Origin of the sequence: Anaerovibrio slackiae (genome assembly GCF_009695585.1) — a bacterium.
Taxonomy (GTDB): domain Bacteria; phylum Bacillota; class Negativicutes; order Selenomonadales; family Selenomonadaceae; genus Anaerovibrio; species Anaerovibrio slackiae.
In genome coordinates this window covers 39,954-60,007 of the sequence record NZ_VUNR01000002.1, presented here as the reverse complement: position 1 = coordinate 60,007, position 20,054 = coordinate 39,954, and the positions used below count along the sequence as shown (strand labels likewise).

Sequence of the window (20,054 nt, the reverse complement as noted above, 5' to 3'; positions counted from 1 at the left end):
GATATGAGTGAGAAGCAGAATGTACCTGTATACTATTTTCTTGGCCTTTTGGAAAGCGGCAAGACCAGCGTGATTATCGACTTTCTGGCCAACAACCAGTTTGGCAAGGCTGAGTGCAACCTGATTATTATGGGTGAGGAAGGCGAGGAGGAAATCGACGAGGAGCTCCTTGCCAAAAGCCATGCCAAGATTATTACCGTAGAGGATATTGAGGAGCTGACTCCTGAGTTTTATCAGGAATTGCAGGACAAGTACCATCCCAGCAGTATTTTGTTCGAGGCCAACGGCATGTGGAATGCAGGGGATTTTATGAATATCCCTATGCCGGAGGAATGGTTTGATTTTCAGAATGTGGGGCTGGTCAATGCTGAGACCTTCGAGGTTTATCAGAAGAATATGAAGGATCGCTTCGTGGATTTGTTCCGCTACTGTGAGCTGATTATCTTCAACCGCTGCGACCACAATACACGCCAGCAGGATATCCGGCGCAACGTGCGGGTGGTGAACCGCCGTGCCAACGTGATTTTTGAGTCTGAGCTGCCGGATTTTGTGGAGGAGGAGCCGGAGCTGCCATTTGACAACACCAAGGATGTCATTGATTTGGATTTTGATGATTATGGCGCCTGGTTCGTGGATATGCAGGATCACCCGGAGACCTATGACAAGAAGCGGATGATTTTTGACGGCTATATTTGCTCTGCTGAGAAAAAGGGCAAGGTGCATTATGGCGTAGGCAGGGTAGGCATGGCATGCTGTGCGGAGGATATGATGTTCCTGGGGATTGCCGGTGCCGGTGCGCCTTTCAGGCAGCTGAACCACAAGCAAAACGAGCGCAAGTGGGGGCAGATTACCGGCGTGGTGCACTGCAAGCTGGGCTCTGACGGCGAGGTGGAGAACCTTTCCTTCAAGGTGGAGGAGTTCAAGGAAAAGGCAAAGCCGCAGGATACGATTGTGTATTTTAATTGATTGGGCTGCTTAATCTGCTTAATTTGCTTGGGCTGATTGAGTGGAGCAAGCTGCTTCAATTGGTGTGGATGATTTTTTCATAATCGAGGTGTTTTTATGCCGCTGAAGGAAAAGATAGTTGAACGTGTAAAGAGTGAGGCCGGGGAATGGCCCTATCTTGAAAACCTGCCCGATGAGCTGCATACCTTGCAGTTTCAGCGGCTGTACCGGGAAAACGAGGACATGTACGAGCTTTTTTCCTATACCAGTGAGGAGCGGCATCTGGGATTTTGTGCGTACTTTCATCAGGAGACTGAGGAATACAAGGTGCGTGTCTGGATAGGCCTGACGGAGTTCTGCCTGCTGCAGTTTATTACGGCAAGCTTTGAGACCTTCCAGCACCATCTGCAGCAGTACATGGAAGGGGCGATTCACGACCTGGTGGTGTACAACCCTGACAGCATGAGCTATGTTACCCGGGAGATGAATATTACTGCCTGGGATTACAGGGCTCTGCTGCCGGAGAGGCTGGAGGGCTTTGAGCTGTTTATTACGCCTGAGGCGCCGGTGAGGGTGCTGAATGGCTCGTACATCGTTTTTGATTATTCGGATTTTACTTTGAAAAGCAATTTTATTATCTACTATAATGAGTTTCGCTGTGAGTTCTTTGGGGAGGCCCGTATCCTGAATATCCCGGAGATGAATTATGTGTTTGACTCCAAGAGCCTGCCGGAGCTGGAAGAAAAGCTGAAAGCCCATCTGACGGACAGGCTGCAGGAAATCCGGCGGCGGTCGCTGGCAGCGGATTGAGAAAATCTGCCAAACGGGGCATTTAACGGTTTTGGTTTTTTTTATGCTTTCGGGGCTTTTTAATGGTTTCGTGGCTTGTTGATGCTTTCGGGGCTTTTTTAGTGGTTTGAGTCGGAGGATGAAATGACCAAGTATTGTATCGTACCGGAAAATTGCAGAATACTGGCACAGCTGGCTGCCGGCATGGAGATGGAGCCTGAGGAGCGTGAGCTTCTGGAGAGGGGCTTTATTCGCCATGTGGAGATTACGCCTGGCGCCAACCTGTGGGAGATACTGGTATGGTGCGATGGGGAGCTTCCTGCGGCGCTTCTGGACAGGTGCAGCAGCTATGTGGCAGTCAGGCACCATGTGGACAAGGTTGTTTTCTATCCAACGGCTATCAAGCTGGAAAAGCTGGTGGAGCAGAAATGGCCGCAGCTGGTGGAGTTTGTGTCCAAGGGTGATCATGTGTCCAAGGTCATTCTGGATAAATCCCGCCGGGTGTATGGCAAGGACAGGATTCTCTTGCAGGTGCAGGGGGATTTTGCCCGTCATATCCTGGAGCAGCACAAGATATTGGAAAAGCTGACGGACAGCGCGGTAAAGGTTATCGGCTATCCCCTGCGGCTGACCTGCCAGGCAGTCTATGAGGAAATCGAGGCCTTCCGGCAGAGCAATCAGGACCATGCGGATGTTACGCCTGAGTACCTGGCGGCACTGGAAGCTGTCAAGAATGCGACGCCGGTGGCTACAGCACAGGGGGGCGGCGGCAGCTATGGCGGAAGCTATGGCAGTGGTGGCGGCTATAGAAATAGTGGCGGTGCTGCAGGCTCGTCAGGTGATGCCGCCCATGGCGGCAACGGCAGCAATGGCAGTAACGGCAATGGCGGCAGTGGCGGAAACAGCGGCAACGGCGGCAGGCGGTATCGCCGCAGGCAGCTGGCTATTGGCGCGGAGGATTCGCCTATTGTCTTCGGTGATGGCATCGTGGGGGAGCTGACGCCTATCAACCAGCTGCAGGGTGAGATGCGCTCCGTGGTGGCACAGGGCTATATTGCCGGTGTGGACGGCAAGGAGTTTGCTAATACCAACATGCTGCTGTTTTCTTTGGCTGATACCACCGAGGGCATCAGCTGCAAGGTGTTTATCAGTGACCATGACGGCTACGAGACCGTGCTGGGGCGGCTGAAGGCTGCTGCCAAGGCAGGGGGCATGGTGAAGGTGCGGGGCCCTGTCCGCTATGATACCTATGCCAATGATTATGGCATTATGCCTGAGGCACTGATGCTGGTGGACATGGAGTCCAGGAAGGATAATGCGGCAGAAAAAAGGGTGGAGCTGCATTGCCATACCAATATGAGCTCCATGGATGCGGTGTCCTCTGCCAAGGCACTGATTAAGACAGCGGCCAAGTGGGGCTGGGATTCCATCGCCATCACTGACCACGGCTGCGTGCAGGCTTTTCCTGATGCCATGTCAGCTGCCAAGGACACAGGCATCAAGGTCATCTATGGCGTGGAAGGTTATCTGGTGGGGGATGATTATCAGCAGAAAAAGGCGCACCATATCATTATTCTGGCCAAGAATCCTATCGGCCTGCGGAATCTCTACAAGCTGATTTCCATGTCAAACCTGCGGTTTTTCTTCAAGCGTCCCCGCCTGCCCAAAAGGCTGATTCAGGAATACCGGGAGGGGCTGATTATCGGCTCTGCCTGTGAGGCCGGGGAGCTGATGCGTGCCATTGTGGCAGGGGCAACGGAGGAAGAATTGCTGGAAATCGCCAGCTTTTATGATTATCTGGAAATCCAGCCTGTGGGCAACAACGAGTTCCTCATCCGGGAGGAGGCTTTTCCCCACATCAACACGGAACAGGATTTGATCAATCTCAATCTGAAGGTGGCGGAGCTGGCAAAGAAGCTGAATAAGCCCCTGATAGCCACCTGCGATGTGCATTTTCTCAATCCTGAGGACTATATCTATCGTGCTATTCTCATGAAGGGCAGGGGCTTTGCGGATGCGGACAAGCAGCCGCCTCTTTTCCTGCGCACTACGGAGGAGATGCTGGCGGAGTTCACCTATCTGGGGGAGGAAGCCGCCTATGAGGCGGTGGTGACCAATCCCCGGAAGATTGCCGACATGGTGGAGCGGTTCAAGCCCATTCCTGACGGGCTGTATTCCCCGATGATTCCGGGGGCGGATGAGGAAATCAGGGAAATGACCTACAGCAAGGCTCATGAGTTGTACGGCAGCGTCCTGCCCAAGGTGGTGCAGGACAGGATAGACCAGGAGCTGAAGCCGATTATTGCCCACGGCTTCTCCGTGCTGTACCTGATTGCCCACAAGCTGGTGAAAAAGTCCAATATTGACGGCTATCTGGTAGGCTCCCGTGGCTCTGTAGGCTCATCCTTTGTGGCCACCATGACGGATATTACGGAGGTAAATCCCCTGCCGCCTCACTGGCGCTGCCCGTACTGCAAGCACAGTGAGTTTATTCTGGACGGCTCCTACGGCTGCGGCTACGATTTGCCGGACAAGGCATGCCCTGTCTGCGGCACCAACATGGTCAAGGATGGCCACGAAATTCCTTTTGCGGTGTTCCTGGGCTTTGATGGTGACAAGGTGCCGGATATTGACCTGAACTTTTCCGGCGAATATCAGCCGGTTGCGCATAAATATACGGAGGAACTTTTTGGCAAGGACAACGTGTTCCGGGCCGGTTCCATTACCACTGTGGCGGATAAGACTGCCTATGGCTTTGTGAAAAAGTATTACGAGGAAAAGGGGCAGTCCAAGCGTGATGCCTTTATTGGCAGGATGGCGGTGGGCTGCCAGGGGGTAAAGCGCACTACCGGCCAGCATCCTGCCGGTATCATGGTAGTGCCCCGGAATATGGATGTGCACTTTTTTACGCCGTTGCAGCATCCGGCAGATGATCTGACCTCGGATACTATCACTACTCATTTTGATTATCACTCCATCAGCAGCCGTCTGGTTAAGCTGGATATTCTGGGGCACGATGATCCTACGGTTATCAAGATGCTGGAGGATTTGACTCATCGTGACCCGAAGACCATTCCTTTTGATGATCCGGCTACTTTGAGCATTTTTAACTCCACTGCGGCACTGGGGGTGACGCCGGAGCTTTTGGGGGCTAACTCCGGCACCTATGGCATACCGGAGTTTCGGACGAATTTTACCCGTCAGATGATTGACGATACCAATCCCCAGTGCTTTAGTGACCTGGTGCGTATTTCAGGTTTTTCTCATGGTACTGATGTGTGGCTGGGCAATGCCCAGGATTTGATTCGGAATGGCACCTGCACCTTGCAGAATGCTATCGCTGCCCGTGACGATATCATGATTTATCTCATGCACAGCGGTGTTGACCCGCTGGCGTCCTTCAAGATTATGGAGCGTGTCAGGAAGGGCAAGGGGATTCCTGATGATCAGGTGGAGATGCTCCGGGAGAAGAAGATTCCTGAGTGGTATATCGAGTCCTGCCAGAAGATTAAGTACATGTTCCCTCGTGCCCATGCTACGGCCTATGTTATGATGGCGTACCGCATTGCCTTCTGCAAGGTGCACTATCCGCTGGCCTACTATGCGGCATATTTCTCCATCCGGGCGGCGGCCTTTGATGCGGATATTATTGCCGGGGGCAAAAAGGCGGTGGAGGAAAAAATGGCGGATCTGGAAGCCAAGGACAAGCGTGAGGCCAAGGAGGAGGAGCTTTACGTTGTCCTGCAGCTGGCCTGGGAGATGTATATCCGGGGCTTTGTCTGCGAAAGGGTGGATTTGTATCGCTCCAAGGCGGACAGGTTTACCATGGTGCCGGAGCACAATGCTATATTGCCGCCTTTTACGGCCCTGGGGGGGCTGGGCGGTGTGGATGCCCACGCCATTGAGCAGGAAAGGGAGCATGGGGAGTTTTCCTCCGTGGAAAATCTCAAGAAGCGTACCGGCATTACCAAGACCTCCGTGGAGGCGCTGCGCCGTCACGGCTGTCTTGACAGCATGGATGAGAGCGACCAGCTTTCCCTCTTTGGTTGATATTTTTCGTTAATAAGCATGGTAAAATCAAAATACCCTCTTTCAAGCAGGCAGGATATTTTAATATCTTGACCTGTTTGGAAGGGGGTATTTTTGTGTGGCTTAGAATTTTACCAGCAGGTAGCAGGAGACAACGATGGGGAAGCCCACTGTGGAAATGGCGGATAAAATGTGTTCGTCCATGAATGTGATAGCTCCTTTCTTTTTATTTTCGTGCCCTATAGCGCAGGTATGTCAGCAACCACGAAAACACGCTCTCGCTCGGGGGATAACAGAACCCTATATCCATGATTATTTTCGGTCTAAATCCTTGTCTGCGTTGTTGTTGTCGGTCGGCATGGAACCACCATGCCTTCCTCCTCCGCCTAGCATACAAGGATTTATCCTCGAAACTAATTCATGTCAATAGGGTTCTGTTATCCCGTGCCTCGCGCTTCTAAGTTCCTGCTTCGCTTGCGCTCGCACTCACTAAGAAGCGAGGCTGCACTCAAGGATTTCTTTGGCAGCCGGGTGGTGAATAACCTGGCTGAGTTCAAGTCCATGGCGCAGGTGATTATTGCTAACAGATATGACAGCCAGCTGGCTGATGTGGCTAAAAAGGTATATACCCGGGATCTGTTTGGCAGGGATTGAATATTTAAAAAGAAATTTTTCAAAAAAGTGTTGACAAATATGTCTGAAATACATATAATAGTCATTGTCGCGAGGTGCTAAGGCACTGATGAATGTGACTCACTAGCTCAATTGGTAGAGCATCTGACTCTTAATCAGCAGGTTCGGAGTTCGAGTCTCCGGTGGGTCACCATTTTTTCTCGCGTGATGTGAATAGGCGGTTCGCCAAAATATTGACTCACTAGCTCAATTGGTAGAGCATCTGACTCTTAATCAGCAGGTTCGGAGTTCGAGTCTCCGGTGGGTCACCATTGCAAGTGACAGGTCAGGACGGTGTTCTGACCTGTTTTTAGTATATGGGGATGTAGCTGATGGACATTGGCAGATATTGATATATGTTTGTAGATATTGATGTATAATTGGTATGTAATTGTGTGCAAAAAGGGGGAAATCATGCGAATCTTAATTTCTAATGATGATGGTATCCAGTCCCGGGGCATAGAGGCACTGGTCAAGGCACTTTGCCCTGACCATGAGGTGATTGTGGCGGCGCCTGCCGGTCAGCAGAGTGCCAAGGCTCATGCCATTACGGTGCGTGACAGGCTCTATGTGGAGCATTATCAGCCGCTGGAGGCCCAGTACGGCATACAGGCATTTTCTATTACTGGAACGCCTGCTGATACAGTCAAGCTGTACATTGAGGGGATTATCCGCCGGGAAAAGGCATTGCTGCCTGACCTGGTGATTTCCGGCATCAATGATGGCAGCAACCTGGGCACGGATATTTTGTATTCCGGCACGGTGGGGGCTGCTACGGAGGGATTTGTGCAGGGGCTGGATTCCCTGGCGGTTTCCCTTGAGTACAACGCCGGTTATGCTTTTGATTTTGTAGCGAAATGCGTAGCGTATAAATTGCCGGAGCTTTTGGCAGATAGGGTGGATAAGTCAGATAAGTCAGTCAAGCAGGACAGGCTGCTTCTGAATATCAATTTCCCTCAGACGCTGGCACCGGATTATAAGTGGGTATGGTGCCGTCAGGGAGTGCGGGACTATTGCAATGCCTATGAGCGTCAGCAGGCGGAGGATGGGCGCATCTTTTATACTGTAGGCGGCACGCCTCTGGTGACCGGCAACAGTGATGATACGGATGTGGCTGTAACCTGCCGTGGGGATATTGCCATTACCCCTCTGAAGCTGGATAAAACCGACTTTTCGGTACTACAATCCCGTGCCGGTGTATGATATAATATAACGCGGCAGTGGTATAATAGATTGTTAGTTGCTTTACGAGACAGCATATTGATGCGAGTTTTGATGCGAAATTTAAGATTAATAATTTGATTGCTTATTTTGAGAGGAGAATGTTACATGAAATCTAAGATTAAGGATATTGCCCTGGCACCTTCCGGCCATGACAAAATCAACTGGGTAAAGAATTTTATGCCGGTTATGAATGCCATTGAAAAGGAATACTCCGTAACGAAGCCATTTGCTGGCAAGCGCATGGTTATGACGATGCATCTTGAGGCGAAGACTGCTTATCTGGCACTGGTGCTGCAGGCTGCCGGGGCGGAGGTGATAGCTACTGCTTCCAACCCTCTGTCCACCCAGGATGATGTTTGTGCGGCACTGGTAGAGGGTGGCGTTACGGTATTTGCCCATCATGGCTGCACCATGGAGGAATACGATGCCTATATCGACATGGCTCTGGACTGCCAGCCGGACATCATCATGGACGATGGCGGTGATTTGATTTATCGCCTGCACAATGAACGCCGGGAGCTGCTGCCGAAGATTATCGGCGGTTCAGAGGAGACTACCACAGGTGTTATCCGGGATCGTGCCCTGGAAGCTGCCGGGAAGCTGGAATTCCCGATGCTGGCTGCCAATGATGCTTACTGCAAGTATCTCTTTGACAACCGCTACGGCACCGGCCAGTCCACCTGGGAGGGCATCATGCGCGCCACCAATCTGGTTATCGCTGGCAAGACCGTGGTTATTGCTGGCTATGGCTGGTGCGGCAAGGGCGGTGCCATGCGTGCCAAGGGGCTGGGTGCCAATGTTATCATCACCGAGGTGGATCCGATTAAGGCTATTGAGGCAGTATTTGACGGCTTCCGCGTAATGCCGATGGATGAGGCTGCCAAGGTGGGGGATATTTTCCTGACCCTGACTGGTGATAAGGACATTCTCCGCAAGTGGCACTATGAGTCCATGAAGGATGGGGCAGTGATGGCAAATTCCGGCCATTTTGATTTGGAAATCAATATTCCTGAGCTGGAGGAGGTTTCTGAGAGCCGTACTCAGGTAAAGCCGGGCATTGAGGAGTTTAAGTTTGCCAATGGCAAGAAGCTGTACCTGCTGGGTGAGGGACGCCTGGTAAATCTCGCCTGCGGTGATGGTCATCCGGCTGAGATTATGGACCTGAGCTGGGGCGTGCAGTTCTTCTCCGCCCTGCATATTGTGGAGAACCATGACAAGCTGGAAAACAAGGTCTATGTGCTGCCGGAGGAGGTAAATGCCAAGATTGCCAAGATTAAGCTGGCTGCTATGGGCATTGAGATTGACGAGCTTACCCCTGAGCAGTATGCCTACCTGCATCAGTGCTGATTCAGAGAATTATAATTGTACGGAGTGTTATAGATGAAGATATTGATTAAGGGCGCCAATGTGCTGCAGCCTGATTATTCCACAGGCGTGGCAGATATTGCCATTACGGATGATGTGATTGCTGCCGTGGGAGAGGTTCCCGGGGATTTTGCAGCTGATTATATTATTGAAGGAAAGGACCATTTTGCGGTGCCGGGGCTGGTAAATGCCCACACCCATGCCTCCATGACACTGCTCCGCAGCTATGCTGACGATATGGAGCTGATGGACTGGCTGAACAACAAGATTTGGCCGATTGAGGGAAAGATGGTGGAGAAGGATATCCGCGTGGGGGCAAAGCTGGCACTGGTGGAGATGGTCAAGGGCGGTACTACTGCCTATGCTGATATGTACGGTCCCTGCATGGAGTCTGTGGCAGAGGAAACTATCAAGGCAGGCGTCCGGGGTATTCTCAGCCGCGGTTTGATTGGCTTTGCGCCTACTGCCATGAAAAGCCTGGCAGAAAACGTGGATTTGTACAAGAACTATCATGGTGCCGGTGATGGCCTGATCAGCATTTTGCTGGGTGTCCATGCACCATATACCTGTCCGCCTGATTTTTGCAAGGCGGCAGCGAAGGTTTCGGCAGAGCACGGCATCAATGTGCATATCCACATGTCCGAAACCCAGGATGAAATCAGGCAGATGCAGGAGAAGTACGGCAAGCGTCCATTCCAGTATATTGCTGAAACAGGGCTTTTTGACCGGCCGTCTATTGCCGCCCACTGCGTATGGCTGGATGATGCGGATATTGCCATGATGAAGGAAAAGGCGATTACTCCTGTCCACAATCCTGGCAGCAATATGAAGCTGGCCAGCGGCGTGGCACCTGTGCCGAAGCTTTTGGCGGAGGGCGTGCATGTGGCTCTGGGCACTGATGGGGCTTCCAGCAACAACAATCTGGATATGCTGGAGGAAATCAGGCTGACGGCCATGCTGCACAAGGTGCATGAGCTGAACCCGTTGGCAGTGCCTGCGGCAGAAGCCCTGAGGATGGGCACTGAGTACGGTGCCGAGGCTCTGTGGCTGGAAAAGACTGGCAGGCTGCAGGCTGGCTGGAAGGCGGATATTGTGCTGTACGATATGAACCGGCCGGAGTGGTGCCCTCGCCATGACCTGGTTTCCCTGCTGGTTTATTCTGCCAACAGCGGCAGTGCTGATACTGTGCTGTGCAACGGCAAGGTTCTTATGGAAAAGGGCGAGCTGAAAACTCTGGATGAGGAAAAAATCCTGCGCGAAGCAAATGCCTGTGCAATGGATTTGGTCAATAGGGGTTAAAGCGGATTTCAGGCAAATTTAATGTAGATTTAAGGCAACTTTAATGTCAGTATGCTACATATTCTACATATTAGTGTAGGCAAAGATATTAATGAGATAAATAAGAGGTTAAGTTTGGCAAAGGCGAAGAATAATTTTTATGCAGTGCTGGCAGGAAGGAAGCCGGGAATTTACAGGACCTGGGCGGAGTGCCAGCGGCAGGTTATCGGCTTCAAGGGGGCGAAGTTCAAGGGCTTCGTCACCCTTGAGGAAGCGGAGGCCTTTATGGGCAGCCGGAATGGTAGCAGTTCTGCCGGGAATGGAACAGGTTGCGGAGCAGGTCCTGCCGGGAATGGCATGGATGGCGGAGCCGGTGATTTTCCCAAGGGCACGGTTATTTTTGTGGATGGCTCCTATATGAAGGGGCGGTACAGCTGGGGCTTTGCTGCCTATGAGGATGGCGAGCTGGTGGATACCAGAAATGGTGCCGGTACCTCCAAGGATGCGGCGAAGCTGCACAATGTGGCAGGAGAGATGGATGCTGCCCGGGAGGCAGTCCTGTGGGCGGAGGCCCAGGGACTTGAGGATACAGGCGTGACTATCTGCCATGACTATGAAGGGATAGCTGCCTGGCCTCTGGGGCACTGGCAGGCAAAGCTGCCTCAGACACAGGAATATGCGGCTTTTATGCAGCAGCGGCTTGGCTGGGTACGTTTTCAGAAGGTAGCCGGCCATACCGGCGTTGAGGGCAATGAGCTGGCTGACAGGCTTGCCAAGGAGGCGCTTTTATGAGATTTTTCGGCGTTATTGGTTCTGCTGTTTTACAGGTTGCTTTTTGTGTCGTCTGCTGTGTTGTCCTGCTGATGGGCAATGTGGCAGCAGCAGGTGCTCGTTCCCTGGATTCAGCCGGTCAGGCACGGATGGCGTATATCTGTGCCCTGGCTGATATGGCGGTCTATGACAGCGACCTGAATGAAGCCGTGCGGCAGGAAATGGGCAAGCTTGGCTGGCAGTTCAAGGATTACAGGAATGCTGACAAGAGAGCCCATACTACCTTCTACACGCTGGAGAATACTGCTGCGGATGAAAACTGCCGTGAAACCCTGGTGGTTATCCCGGGGACGGAAAAGCTGAAGGATGTGGAGGTGGACCTGCGCTTTGGCAAGGTGCTTTTTGGCGGCAGGACACCTCAGGAATTTCGCCAGTTTGCCGAGGTGGAAAAGGTAGATGCTAATCAGCCTATGGTACATCAGGGCTTTAACGATTATACCATGACGGCGTTTTTTACCCCGGATGGGGAGGGCGTTATGGGGGCTGACAGGCTGAAAGGTTTTATTGACGAGGAGGGGGAGCACCTCTACCTGACAGGCCATAGCCTGGGTGGCGCCGTGGCAACCCTGCTGGCGGCACGGCTGATTTCCATGGGGGTGGAGCCGGACAGGCTCAGCGTATTTACTTTTGGTGCTCCTACGGTGGGCAATACGGCCTTTGCGGAGGAGCAGGGCTATCGCATCGATCTGAGCCGTTATACCATGGGCGGCGATGTGGTGAAGAATGCCTTGCAGGCATTGAAGGCCGATTATGTGCATTTTGGCACTGAGTACAGGTGGCAGAAGAACGAGAATTCCCACAAGTACAATCACGCCATAGAAGGATACCTTGATGCGGCCATCCGCAATTATTATGACGAGGTGCTGCAGGGGGATTTGAGCCTTGCCGGCCTGGCTGCCAGAAAGCCGGAGCTTCTTGCTGAAGCTGGTTCAGCGGAGGGGGCGGCAAAGGTCAGGCTGCCCTGGAGGCGCAGTTTTGACGAGGGCAGGGTGTATATTGCCCCTGTTGCCATTGATGTGCCTGAGTACATTGCCAATGACAGTGCCTACATGAAGGTGGTGGCAGGGGATATTCTCATGAGCCAGTTCAGCCGTATCCGGGTGGATGAATCCTTTGCCCTGCCGGATGCAGCGGAGGAGACGCTTTTCGCCGCCTGCCGACGGGCGGAAGAAAATGGCTGTGACAGGGTTGCCATGGTGAGCATCACAGGCAGGGCGGACAAGGAAAATCCCAAGCTGTACAGGCTGATGACCTCGGTGGCGGTTTACAGTACTACGGGAGAGCAGCTGATGAGCACGATGACTTCCAATACTACCAAGGAAATCACGCCCATTGAGGCTGTCATGTATGATATGACCAGGGCGGCAGATGATATCAGGGCGGCTCAGAAGCAGGGCATCCTGCCGGAGTAACCCCATGAAAAGAATATATATTGAAAATAGCAACATCTATATTGATGCCCGGGAACATTCCCGGGCGGTATTTTTTTGCCTGAAAATAGCCATAGCAATTTTCTTTCAACCTTGAAAACGTTTTCATGCTTGGAAAACATCCTATGGAAAAATACAGTATAATAATAAATGTAAGGTGAAGGGAACGAAAAAAGCAGCCGGGAGGCTGGCAAAGAAAGTTTGCATACTTCATCAGCAATTATCATCGTTAATAATTTAAAAGAGTTTTATAGGGGGTAAAACAACATGGCAACATTTAAGAAGTTCCCGGAGGACTTCATCTTCGGTGGAGCCACTGCTGCTTATCAGGTGGAAGGTGCTACCAGGGAAGATGGCAGAGGCCCATGTGCCTGGGATGACTACATGAACCGCCCGGGCAGCCGCTTCACGGCAGACCCTGCCAGCGATTTCTATCACAAGTACAAGGAGGATTTGCAGCTGTCCCATGATTTCGGGGTAAACGGCATCCGCATTTCCATCTCCTGGACCCGCATCCTGCCGGAGGGCAAGGGTGCCATCAATCAGGCAGGCATTGACTACTACAACGACCTGATTAACGAGTGCATCAAGCAGGGGGTTGAGCCTTTCGTAACCCTGCATCACTTCGATACGCCGCTGCCGTTCTTCAACAACGGCCATTGGCTGAACCGTGACCTGATTGATTACTTTGTGGATTATGCGAAAATCTGCTTCGAGAATTTCGGTGACAGGGTAAAGAAGTGGGCAACCTTCAACGAGCCTTGGTCCATTCCGCAGAACGGCTACATTGCAGGCAACTTCCCACCTCACAAGCAGTTCGATATGCCGTCCGCCATCCAGATGATGCACATCATGATGGTGGCACACGCCAAGGCCGTAAATCTCTACAAGTCCATGAACCTGCCGGGGCAGATTGGCATTGTCCACACCCTGGAGGGCAAGGTGGCCATGACCGACAAGCCGGAGGACATTCATGCAAGAGACCTGGATGATGCTATGGCAAACCGCTTCATGCTGGATGCCTGCTTCCACGGCGGCTATGATGATGAGACTATGGCGCTCATCAATGAGATTCTTGAGAAGAACGACGGCAAGCTGGTAACCTATCCTGAGGATTTTGAGGAATTTAAGAAAGCTGCGGAGCAGATTGACTTCCTGGGCATGAATTATTATTCCAGCCACTTCCTGCAGGCTCATGACGGCGAGAGCATGATTTACAACAACTCCACCGGTGAGAAGGGTACCTCGGTATTTGCCCTGAAGGGCGTAGGCGCAAGGGTTTGCAACCCTGAGGTACCGACTACCGATTGGGACTGGCCAATTTATCCTGTAGGCATGTACAACCAGCTGAAGCGCATTGCCAGGGATTATCCGAACTACAAGACCATCTACATCTCCGAGAACGGCATGGGCTACAAGGATGATTTCATCGATGGCAAGATTGATGATACACCGCGCATCGAGTATGTAACCCAGCATCTGGAATACATCCTGAAGGCTGTTGCCGAGGGTGTCAATGTGAAGGGCTACTACATCTGGTCCCTGATGGATGTGCTTTCCTGGTCCAACGGCTACAACAAGCGTTACGGCCTGTTCTACGTTGACTATAACGACCAGAAGCGTTATCCGAAAAAGAGTGCCTACTGGTACAAGCTCATGACTGAGCGCAAGGAGATTGTGCCGATTGAGGATGTAGAATACTGATGAAATCAGAAAATTACAAAATTACAAAATAACAAAGTGTAATCATGCAAAATTTGTAAAAGAAGGAAGCGAAAATCATGGAAAAAATTATTGCAGCGGTTGACAAGATGAAGCCTTTCTTTGAAAAGGTTTCCAACAACCCTTATCTTAGAGCAATCCGCGACGGCTTCGTAAGCTGCCTGCCGGTAATCCTGTTCTCCTCACTGTTCATCCTGGTGGCATGTATCCCGGAAATCTGGGACTTCAAGTGGGATGACTACATCAGCGGTCTTTTGTGGCAGGCTTATGGCTACTCCATGGGTATCCTGTCCGTGCTGATGGTGGCCACCATCGCCAAGAGCTTGACTGACAACTTCAACCACAAGCTACCAAAGCTCCGTCAGATTAATCCTGTATCCGTAATGATCGTGTCCATCATCTGTTTCCTGCTTCTCTCCATCGAGGGCGTGGACAAGGGCATCGCTACTGAGTTCATGGGCACCAAGGGCCTGCTTTCCGCTTTCGTGGTAGCCTTCACCGTGCCAAACATCTACAAGTTCTTCGTAGGCCGCGGCGTTACCATCAAGCTGCCTGAGGAAGTTCCTCACTACATCGCACAGACCTATGCTGACCTGATTCCGCTGGCTGTGTCCATCACTTTCTTCTGGGTATTCAGCTTCGTATTCAAGGATATCACCGGCATGCTGTTCGGTAACTGGATTCTTGAGCTGTTCAAGCCGCTGTTCCAGGCTGCTGACGGCTACATCGGTATCGCCCTCATCTATGGCGCAATGGCAATGTTCTGGTTCGTAGGTATCCATGGTCCTTCCATCGTAGAGCCTGCTGTAACCGCTATCTATATCGCTAATATCGAGCTGAACCTGCAGGTTGTACAGGCAGGCGGCCATGCAACTGCAATCCTGACTCACCCTACTTCTTACTTCGTAGCTACCCTGGGCGGTACTGGTGCTACCCTCATGTTCTGCGCAATGTGCGCCTTCATCGCCAAGTCCAAGCAGCTCCGTACTGTAGGACGCAGCTCCATCATTCCTGTACTGTTCGCAGTAAATGAGCCTATCATCTTCGGTGCTCCTATCGTATTGAACCCTGTACTGTTCGTACCTTTCATCCTGGCTCCTATCGCCAACGTATGGCTGTTCAAGTTCTTCGTAGATGTGCTGGGCATGAACGCCTTCTCCTACATCCTGCCTTGGACCACTCCTGGTACTATCGGCTTGATTGTTTCCACCGGTTTTGCAAAGCTGTCCTTTATCCTGGCTCCATTGCTGCTGGTTGTTGATACCATTATCTACTATCCGTTCTTCCGTGCTTATGACAAGCAGCTGGTAGAGCGTGAGGCCCTGGTTGCTGCCGGTATGGCTGACGATGAGGGCGATGCTATCGAGGCTCCTGCTGCCAAGACCGTGGCAAAGGTGGAGCCAAAGGTTGAGGCAAGGCCTGCAGCGGCTGCTGTGCCAAAGACTGAGAAGAAGGTCCTGGTTCTCTGTGCCTCCGGCGCTACCAGCTCCATGCTGGCAAAGGCAATCGTCAAGGGTGCCAAGGCTGCCAATGCTCCTGTTGACTCCATCGCTATGGCGTATGGCCAGCACAAGGACTGCATTACCGACTATGACCTGATTGTACTTGCTCCGCAGATGGCTTCCATGTTTGATGAGCTGAAGCATGACTGCGATGAGAAGGGCGTGCCTGCTGCTACCTGCTCCGGCAAGGAATATGTAGGCCTGACCCGTGACCCGGCCGGTGCACTGAAGTTCGCACTGGAGCATATTAAATAAGTTTTCCCTGTCCGGTGCAGTTCAGATTCTGGCTGCACCGTCCTCCCGAGGGCCACGAAATGAGATAAAGTTCATATCTTGCTTCGTGGCTCTCATTATATATGATGTTTTATAAAGAGTAGGGGGCTAATGTGATGATTGAGATTATGAATACATTAAAGGCTGGTTTTGTAAAATATTTTGGTGAGCAGAAGACTACGGCATTTTTTTCACCGGGGCGGGTAAACCTGATTGGTGAGCATACTGACTACAATGGCGGCCATGTCTTTCCATGTGCTATTTCCCTGGGCACCTATGCCCTGGTGGCACCTCGCCAGGACATGAAGACCAGGGCGATTTCCTTGAATTATGAAAAGGACGGCATCAAGGAATTTTCCATGGAGAACCTTTCCTATGATGAGTCCATCGGCTGGGCAAATTATATTGCCGGTGTGGTGAAGGTCTTTGAGGATGCCGGGATGAAGGCAACCTGCGGCTTTGACATTGCCCTGTACGGCAACCTGCCAAGCGGTGCGGGACTTTCTTCCTCCGCTTCCTTGGAAGTGCTGATGGGGGTTATCCTGAAGGAATTCTGCGGCTTTGAGATAGAGATGATTGAGATTGTGAAGCTGGGGCAGAAGGCTGAGAACCAGTTCGTAGGCGTCAATTGCGGCATCATGGACCAGTTTGCCGTAGGCATGGGCAAGAAGGACTGCGCTATCCTGCTGGATTGCAATACCCTGAAATACCGTTACAGCAAGCTGGACCTCCGGGATGCCTGCATCGTGATTACCAATACCAACAAGCCTCACAGCCTCAATGATTCCGAGTACAACCTGCGCCGCCAGCAGTGCGAGCATGCCCTGAAGCAGCTGCAGGAGAAGCTGGATATTACTTCCCTTGGTGACCTTGCCAACCCTGAGTTTGACTTCAACGCCGAGCTGATTACGGATGAGGTGGAGAGAAGGCGTGCCCATCATGCAGTGTATGAGAACCGCCGCACCCTGACAGCCGTAGAGGCACTGGAGCTGAACGACATCCAGCGCTTTGGCGAGCTGATGCGTGCTTCCCACGAGTCCCTCCGGGATGATTATGAGGTTACCTGCAAGGAGCTGGATACACTGGCAGAGCTGGCATGGCAGCAGCCGGGCGTAATCGGCTCCCGCATGACAGGCGGCGGCTTTGGGGGCTCCACCGTGTCCATTGTGAAGAAGGATGCGGTAGAGGACTTCAAGGCAGTAGTGGGCAAAAAGTACACGGAGATTATCGGCTATGCCCCTAGCTTCTATGTAGCAGATATTGCCGATGGTACCAGGAAGCTGTAAGCAAGGCTATAAAAAACAGAGCGAGACTGTGAATATAACAGCAAGAGGATAGAGCTATGAACGAGAGTATGAATTACGAGATTAACAGGCTGCTGAATTTTGCCTTGCAGCAGGGGCTGATCAGGGAGTCAGATGTATTTTATTCTGCCAACCTGCTCCTGGCAAAGCTGCGGCTGGATGAATTTGTGCCGGAAAAGGTGAATGAAGCCCTGAGGGTGCCGGATGAGATTCTGGGCAGGCTGCTGGACTACGCAGCAGCTGAGGGGATTATTGAAGATACGGCCAATCAGCGGGATTTGTTTGATACTGATTTGATGAACTGCGTAATGCCCCGGCCTTCCGAGGTGATTGCCGCCTTCAAGCAGGATTATGCAGCTTCCCCGGAGCTGGCTACGGAGCATTACTACCAGATGAGCATTGCCTCCAACTATATCAGGAAGGCGCGGATTGACAAGAATGTGGTATGGAAAACCGCCACGGAGTATGGTGACCTGGATATTACCATCAACCTGTCCAAGCCGGAGAAGGACCCTAGGGACATTGCCAAGGCAAAGCTGGTGAAGTCCTCCAGCTACCCCAAGTGCCTCCTGTGCCGGGAGAATGAGGGCTTTGCCGGGCACGCCAATCATCCTGCCAGGCAGACTCACCGCCTGATACCACTGGATTTTGGCGGCAAGGAATGGTTCTTGCAGTATTCCCCTTATACCTACTATAACGAGCACTGCATCATCCTGAACGGTCAGCATGTGCCCATGAAGATTTCCCGTGCTACCTTTGAGAACCTGACGGAGTTTGTGACGATTTTCCCTCATTATTTTGCCGGTTCCAACGCGGATTTGCCGATTGTGGGCGGTTCTATCCTGTCCCATGACCACTATCAGGGAGGGCATTATACCTTTGCTATGGCAACTGCGCCTCTGGAAAAGGAATATGAATTTGCCGGATTCCCTGATGTGCAGGCTGGCAGGATCAAGTGGCCGATGAGCGCATTGCGCCTGACTTCTGAGAACCGCCAGCAGCTGATTGATCTGGCGGAGCATATTTTGAAGAAATGGCGTGAGTACAGTGATGAGTCTGTAGGGGTACTGGCCTATTCCGGTGAGGAGCCTCACAACACCATCACCCCGATCTGCCGCCGCCAGGGCAGTGCCTACCAGCTTGACCTGGTGCTGCGCAACAACCGCACTGATGAGGAAAACCCGCTGGGTATTTTCCACCCTCATGCCAACGTGCACCATATCAAGAAGGAAAACATCGGCCTGATTGAGGTGATGGGGCTGGCGGTGCTGCCGCCTCGCCTGAAGGAGAACATGGCAAAAATCAAGGCAGCCCTGCTCTCCGGCAGGGAAACCGTGGCCGATGATGAGCAGCTGGCTGTCCATGCTGACTGGTATCAGGAGATAAGGGCGCTCCATCCTGAGATAGATGAAGAAAATGCCGGGCAGATTATCAGGAATGAAATCGGCAAGGTGTTCATGCAGGTGCTGACAGATGCCGGGGTATTCAAGCGGGATGCAGCTGGCATGGCAGCCTTTGACAGGTTTGTAAAGGAGTGTAACTGAGTTATGTCTATATTGGTATGCGGTGGAGCCGGGTATATCGGCTCCCATACAGTCCACCAGCTGGTGGAAAAGGGCGAGGATGTAGTTATCGTAGATAACCTGCAGACCGGCCACATGGGTGCGGTAAATCCCAAGGCAAAGTTCTACAAGGGTGATATCCGTGAGGCGGAGGTTCTCGACCGGATTTTTACGGAGAACAAGATTGATGCGGTGGTGCATTTTGCGGCCAATTCCCTGGTAGGGGAGTCCATGACCAATCCGCTGAAGTATTTTAACAATAATGTTTATGGTATGCAGGTGCTGCTGGAGGCCATGGTGCGCCACGGCATCGACAAGATTGTCTTTTCCTCTACGGCAGCTACCTACGGGGAGCCGGAGCGCATCCCTATCATGGAGGATGACCGCACGGAGCCTACCAATCCTTATGGCCAGTCCAAGCTCATCATGGAGAAGATGATGAAGTGGGTGAGCCTTGCCAACGGCATCCGCTATGTGTCCCTGCGCTACTTTAACGCAGCCGGGGCTATTGAGGATGGCTCCATCGGCGAGGACCACAGCCCGGAGACTCATCTCATTCCGCTGATTCTGCAGGTGCCGCTGGGGAAGCGTGATCATATTACCGTCTTCGGGGAGGATTATCCTACCCCTGACGGAACCTGCCTCCGGGACTACATCCATGTGCTGGATCTGGCAGATGCCCATGTTCTGGCCATAGATTATCTCCGCCGGGGTGGTGAGAGCAATATCTTCAACCTGGGCAATGGCCAGGGCTTCTCCGTCAAGGAGATGATTGAGGCAGCCAGGGAAGCCACCGGCCTTGATATCAAGGTGGAGATAGGTGAGCGCCGCGCCGGGGATCCGGCACAGCTTATCGCTTCCAGCGAAAAGGCCAGGAAGGTGCTGGGCTGGCAGCCGAAGTTCACGGATGTAAAGGCTGTGATTGGCACGGCCTGGAAATGGCATCAGCAGCACCCGGAAGGGTACCAGGATTAAGTGCTGATACATATATATTGATATAGATTTATACGGCATAAAATTGGTATAAGAGGCCGGTGGTTGTGGGACACTTTCCTTTTCACCCTCTCTGTGGCATCGGCCTTTTATATATATGACCCCATATAAAACATCAAGCCGAAGGGCAGGATA

15 protein-coding genes and 2 tRNA genes are annotated in these 20,054 nt (G+C 52.2%); 16 read left to right on the top strand and 1 reads right to left on the bottom strand.

Annotated elements, in window-relative coordinates:
- Window positions 1-3 precede the first annotated feature (3 nt).
- The 3 genes from FYJ84_RS01240 to FYJ84_RS01230 all read left to right on the top strand — a co-directional run bounded on the left by FYJ84_RS01240 (window position 4) and on the right by FYJ84_RS01230 (window position 5,784).
- The gene (locus FYJ84_RS01240; protein WP_154405338.1) at window positions 4-966 is read left to right on the top strand and encodes a TIGR03943 family putative permease subunit; all 963 of its coding nucleotides are present in this window, start codon (window positions 4-6) and stop codon (window positions 964-966) included.
- A gap of 96 nt (window positions 967-1,062) precedes the next feature.
- The gene (locus FYJ84_RS01235; RefSeq protein ID WP_154405336.1) at window positions 1,063-1,755 is read left to right on the top strand and encodes a hypothetical protein; all 693 of its coding nucleotides are present in this window, start codon (window positions 1,063-1,065) and stop codon (window positions 1,753-1,755) included.
- 123 nt (window positions 1,756-1,878) lie between these two features.
- Complete coding sequence (locus tag FYJ84_RS01230) at window positions 1,879-5,784, top strand: PolC-type DNA polymerase III (RefSeq protein ID WP_154405334.1); 3,906 nt, start codon at window positions 1,879-1,881, stop codon at window positions 5,782-5,784.
- Window positions 5,785-5,886: 102 nt separating this feature from the next.
- On the opposite strand, the gene FYJ84_RS14970 is transcribed toward FYJ84_RS01230, so the two are convergent.
- Entirely contained in the window at window positions 5,887-5,967 is an 81-nt protein-coding gene (locus FYJ84_RS14970; RefSeq protein WP_154405569.1) for a YvrJ family protein, read from the bottom strand.
- Between the two features lie 216 nt (window positions 5,968-6,183).
- Between FYJ84_RS14970 and FYJ84_RS14405 the strand changes: the two genes are divergently transcribed.
- The 13 genes from FYJ84_RS14405 to galE all read left to right on the top strand — a co-directional run bounded on the left by FYJ84_RS14405 (window position 6,184) and on the right by galE (window position 19,901).
- Window positions 6,184-6,417, top strand: a complete 234-nt coding sequence (locus FYJ84_RS14405) for a hypothetical protein (protein WP_205764035.1) — start codon at window positions 6,184-6,186, stop codon at window positions 6,415-6,417.
- A 96-nt stretch (window positions 6,418-6,513) separates the two neighbouring features.
- A tRNA-Lys gene (locus FYJ84_RS01215) sits at window positions 6,514-6,589 on the top strand.
- A 42-nt stretch (window positions 6,590-6,631) separates the two neighbouring features.
- A tRNA-Lys gene (locus tag FYJ84_RS01210) sits at window positions 6,632-6,707 on the top strand.
- 142 nt (window positions 6,708-6,849) lie between these two features.
- Entirely contained in the window at window positions 6,850-7,638 is a 789-nt protein-coding gene (gene surE / locus FYJ84_RS01205) for a 5'/3'-nucleotidase SurE (protein WP_205764034.1), read from the top strand.
- Window positions 7,639-7,764: 126 nt separating this feature from the next.
- On the top strand, window positions 7,765-9,006 hold the full coding sequence (locus FYJ84_RS01200; protein WP_154405330.1) for an adenosylhomocysteinase: 1,242 nt from the start codon (window positions 7,765-7,767) through the stop codon (window positions 9,004-9,006).
- Window positions 9,007-9,039: 33 nt separating this feature from the next.
- A complete protein-coding gene (locus FYJ84_RS01195) occupies window positions 9,040-10,323 on the top strand; it encodes an amidohydrolase (RefSeq protein WP_154405328.1) in 1,284 nt (427 codons plus the stop codon).
- A 114-nt stretch (window positions 10,324-10,437) separates the two neighbouring features.
- Window positions 10,438-11,094: a ribonuclease H1 domain-containing protein gene (locus FYJ84_RS01190; protein WP_235901301.1), complete on the top strand. Its 657-nt coding sequence runs from the start codon at window positions 10,438-10,440 to the stop codon at window positions 11,092-11,094.
- Window positions 11,091-12,545, top strand: a complete 1,455-nt coding sequence (locus FYJ84_RS01185) for a lipase family protein (RefSeq protein ID WP_154405324.1) — start codon at window positions 11,091-11,093, stop codon at window positions 12,543-12,545. Before FYJ84_RS01190 ends, FYJ84_RS01185 begins: the two co-directional genes overlap by 4 nt.
- A gap of 285 nt (window positions 12,546-12,830) precedes the next feature.
- Window positions 12,831-14,267, top strand: coding sequence for a 6-phospho-beta-galactosidase (gene lacG, locus FYJ84_RS01180; RefSeq protein ID WP_154405322.1), 1,437 nt, complete (start codon window positions 12,831-12,833; stop codon window positions 14,265-14,267).
- A gap of 77 nt (window positions 14,268-14,344) precedes the next feature.
- Entirely contained in the window at window positions 14,345-16,042 is a 1,698-nt protein-coding gene (locus FYJ84_RS01175) for a PTS lactose transporter subunit IIBC (RefSeq protein WP_154405320.1), read from the top strand.
- Between the two features lie 134 nt (window positions 16,043-16,176).
- A complete protein-coding gene (locus FYJ84_RS01170; protein WP_154405318.1) occupies window positions 16,177-17,346 on the top strand; it encodes a galactokinase in 1,170 nt (389 codons plus the stop codon).
- Window positions 17,347-17,402: 56 nt separating this feature from the next.
- On the top strand, window positions 17,403-18,908 hold the full coding sequence (gene galT, locus FYJ84_RS01165) for a UDP-glucose--hexose-1-phosphate uridylyltransferase (protein ID WP_235901300.1): 1,506 nt from the start codon (window positions 17,403-17,405) through the stop codon (window positions 18,906-18,908).
- 3 nt (window positions 18,909-18,911) lie between these two features.
- Window positions 18,912-19,901, top strand: coding sequence for a UDP-glucose 4-epimerase GalE (galE, locus tag FYJ84_RS01160; RefSeq protein WP_154405316.1), 990 nt, complete (start codon window positions 18,912-18,914; stop codon window positions 19,899-19,901).
- The last annotated feature ends 153 nt before the right edge of the window (window positions 19,902-20,054 follow it).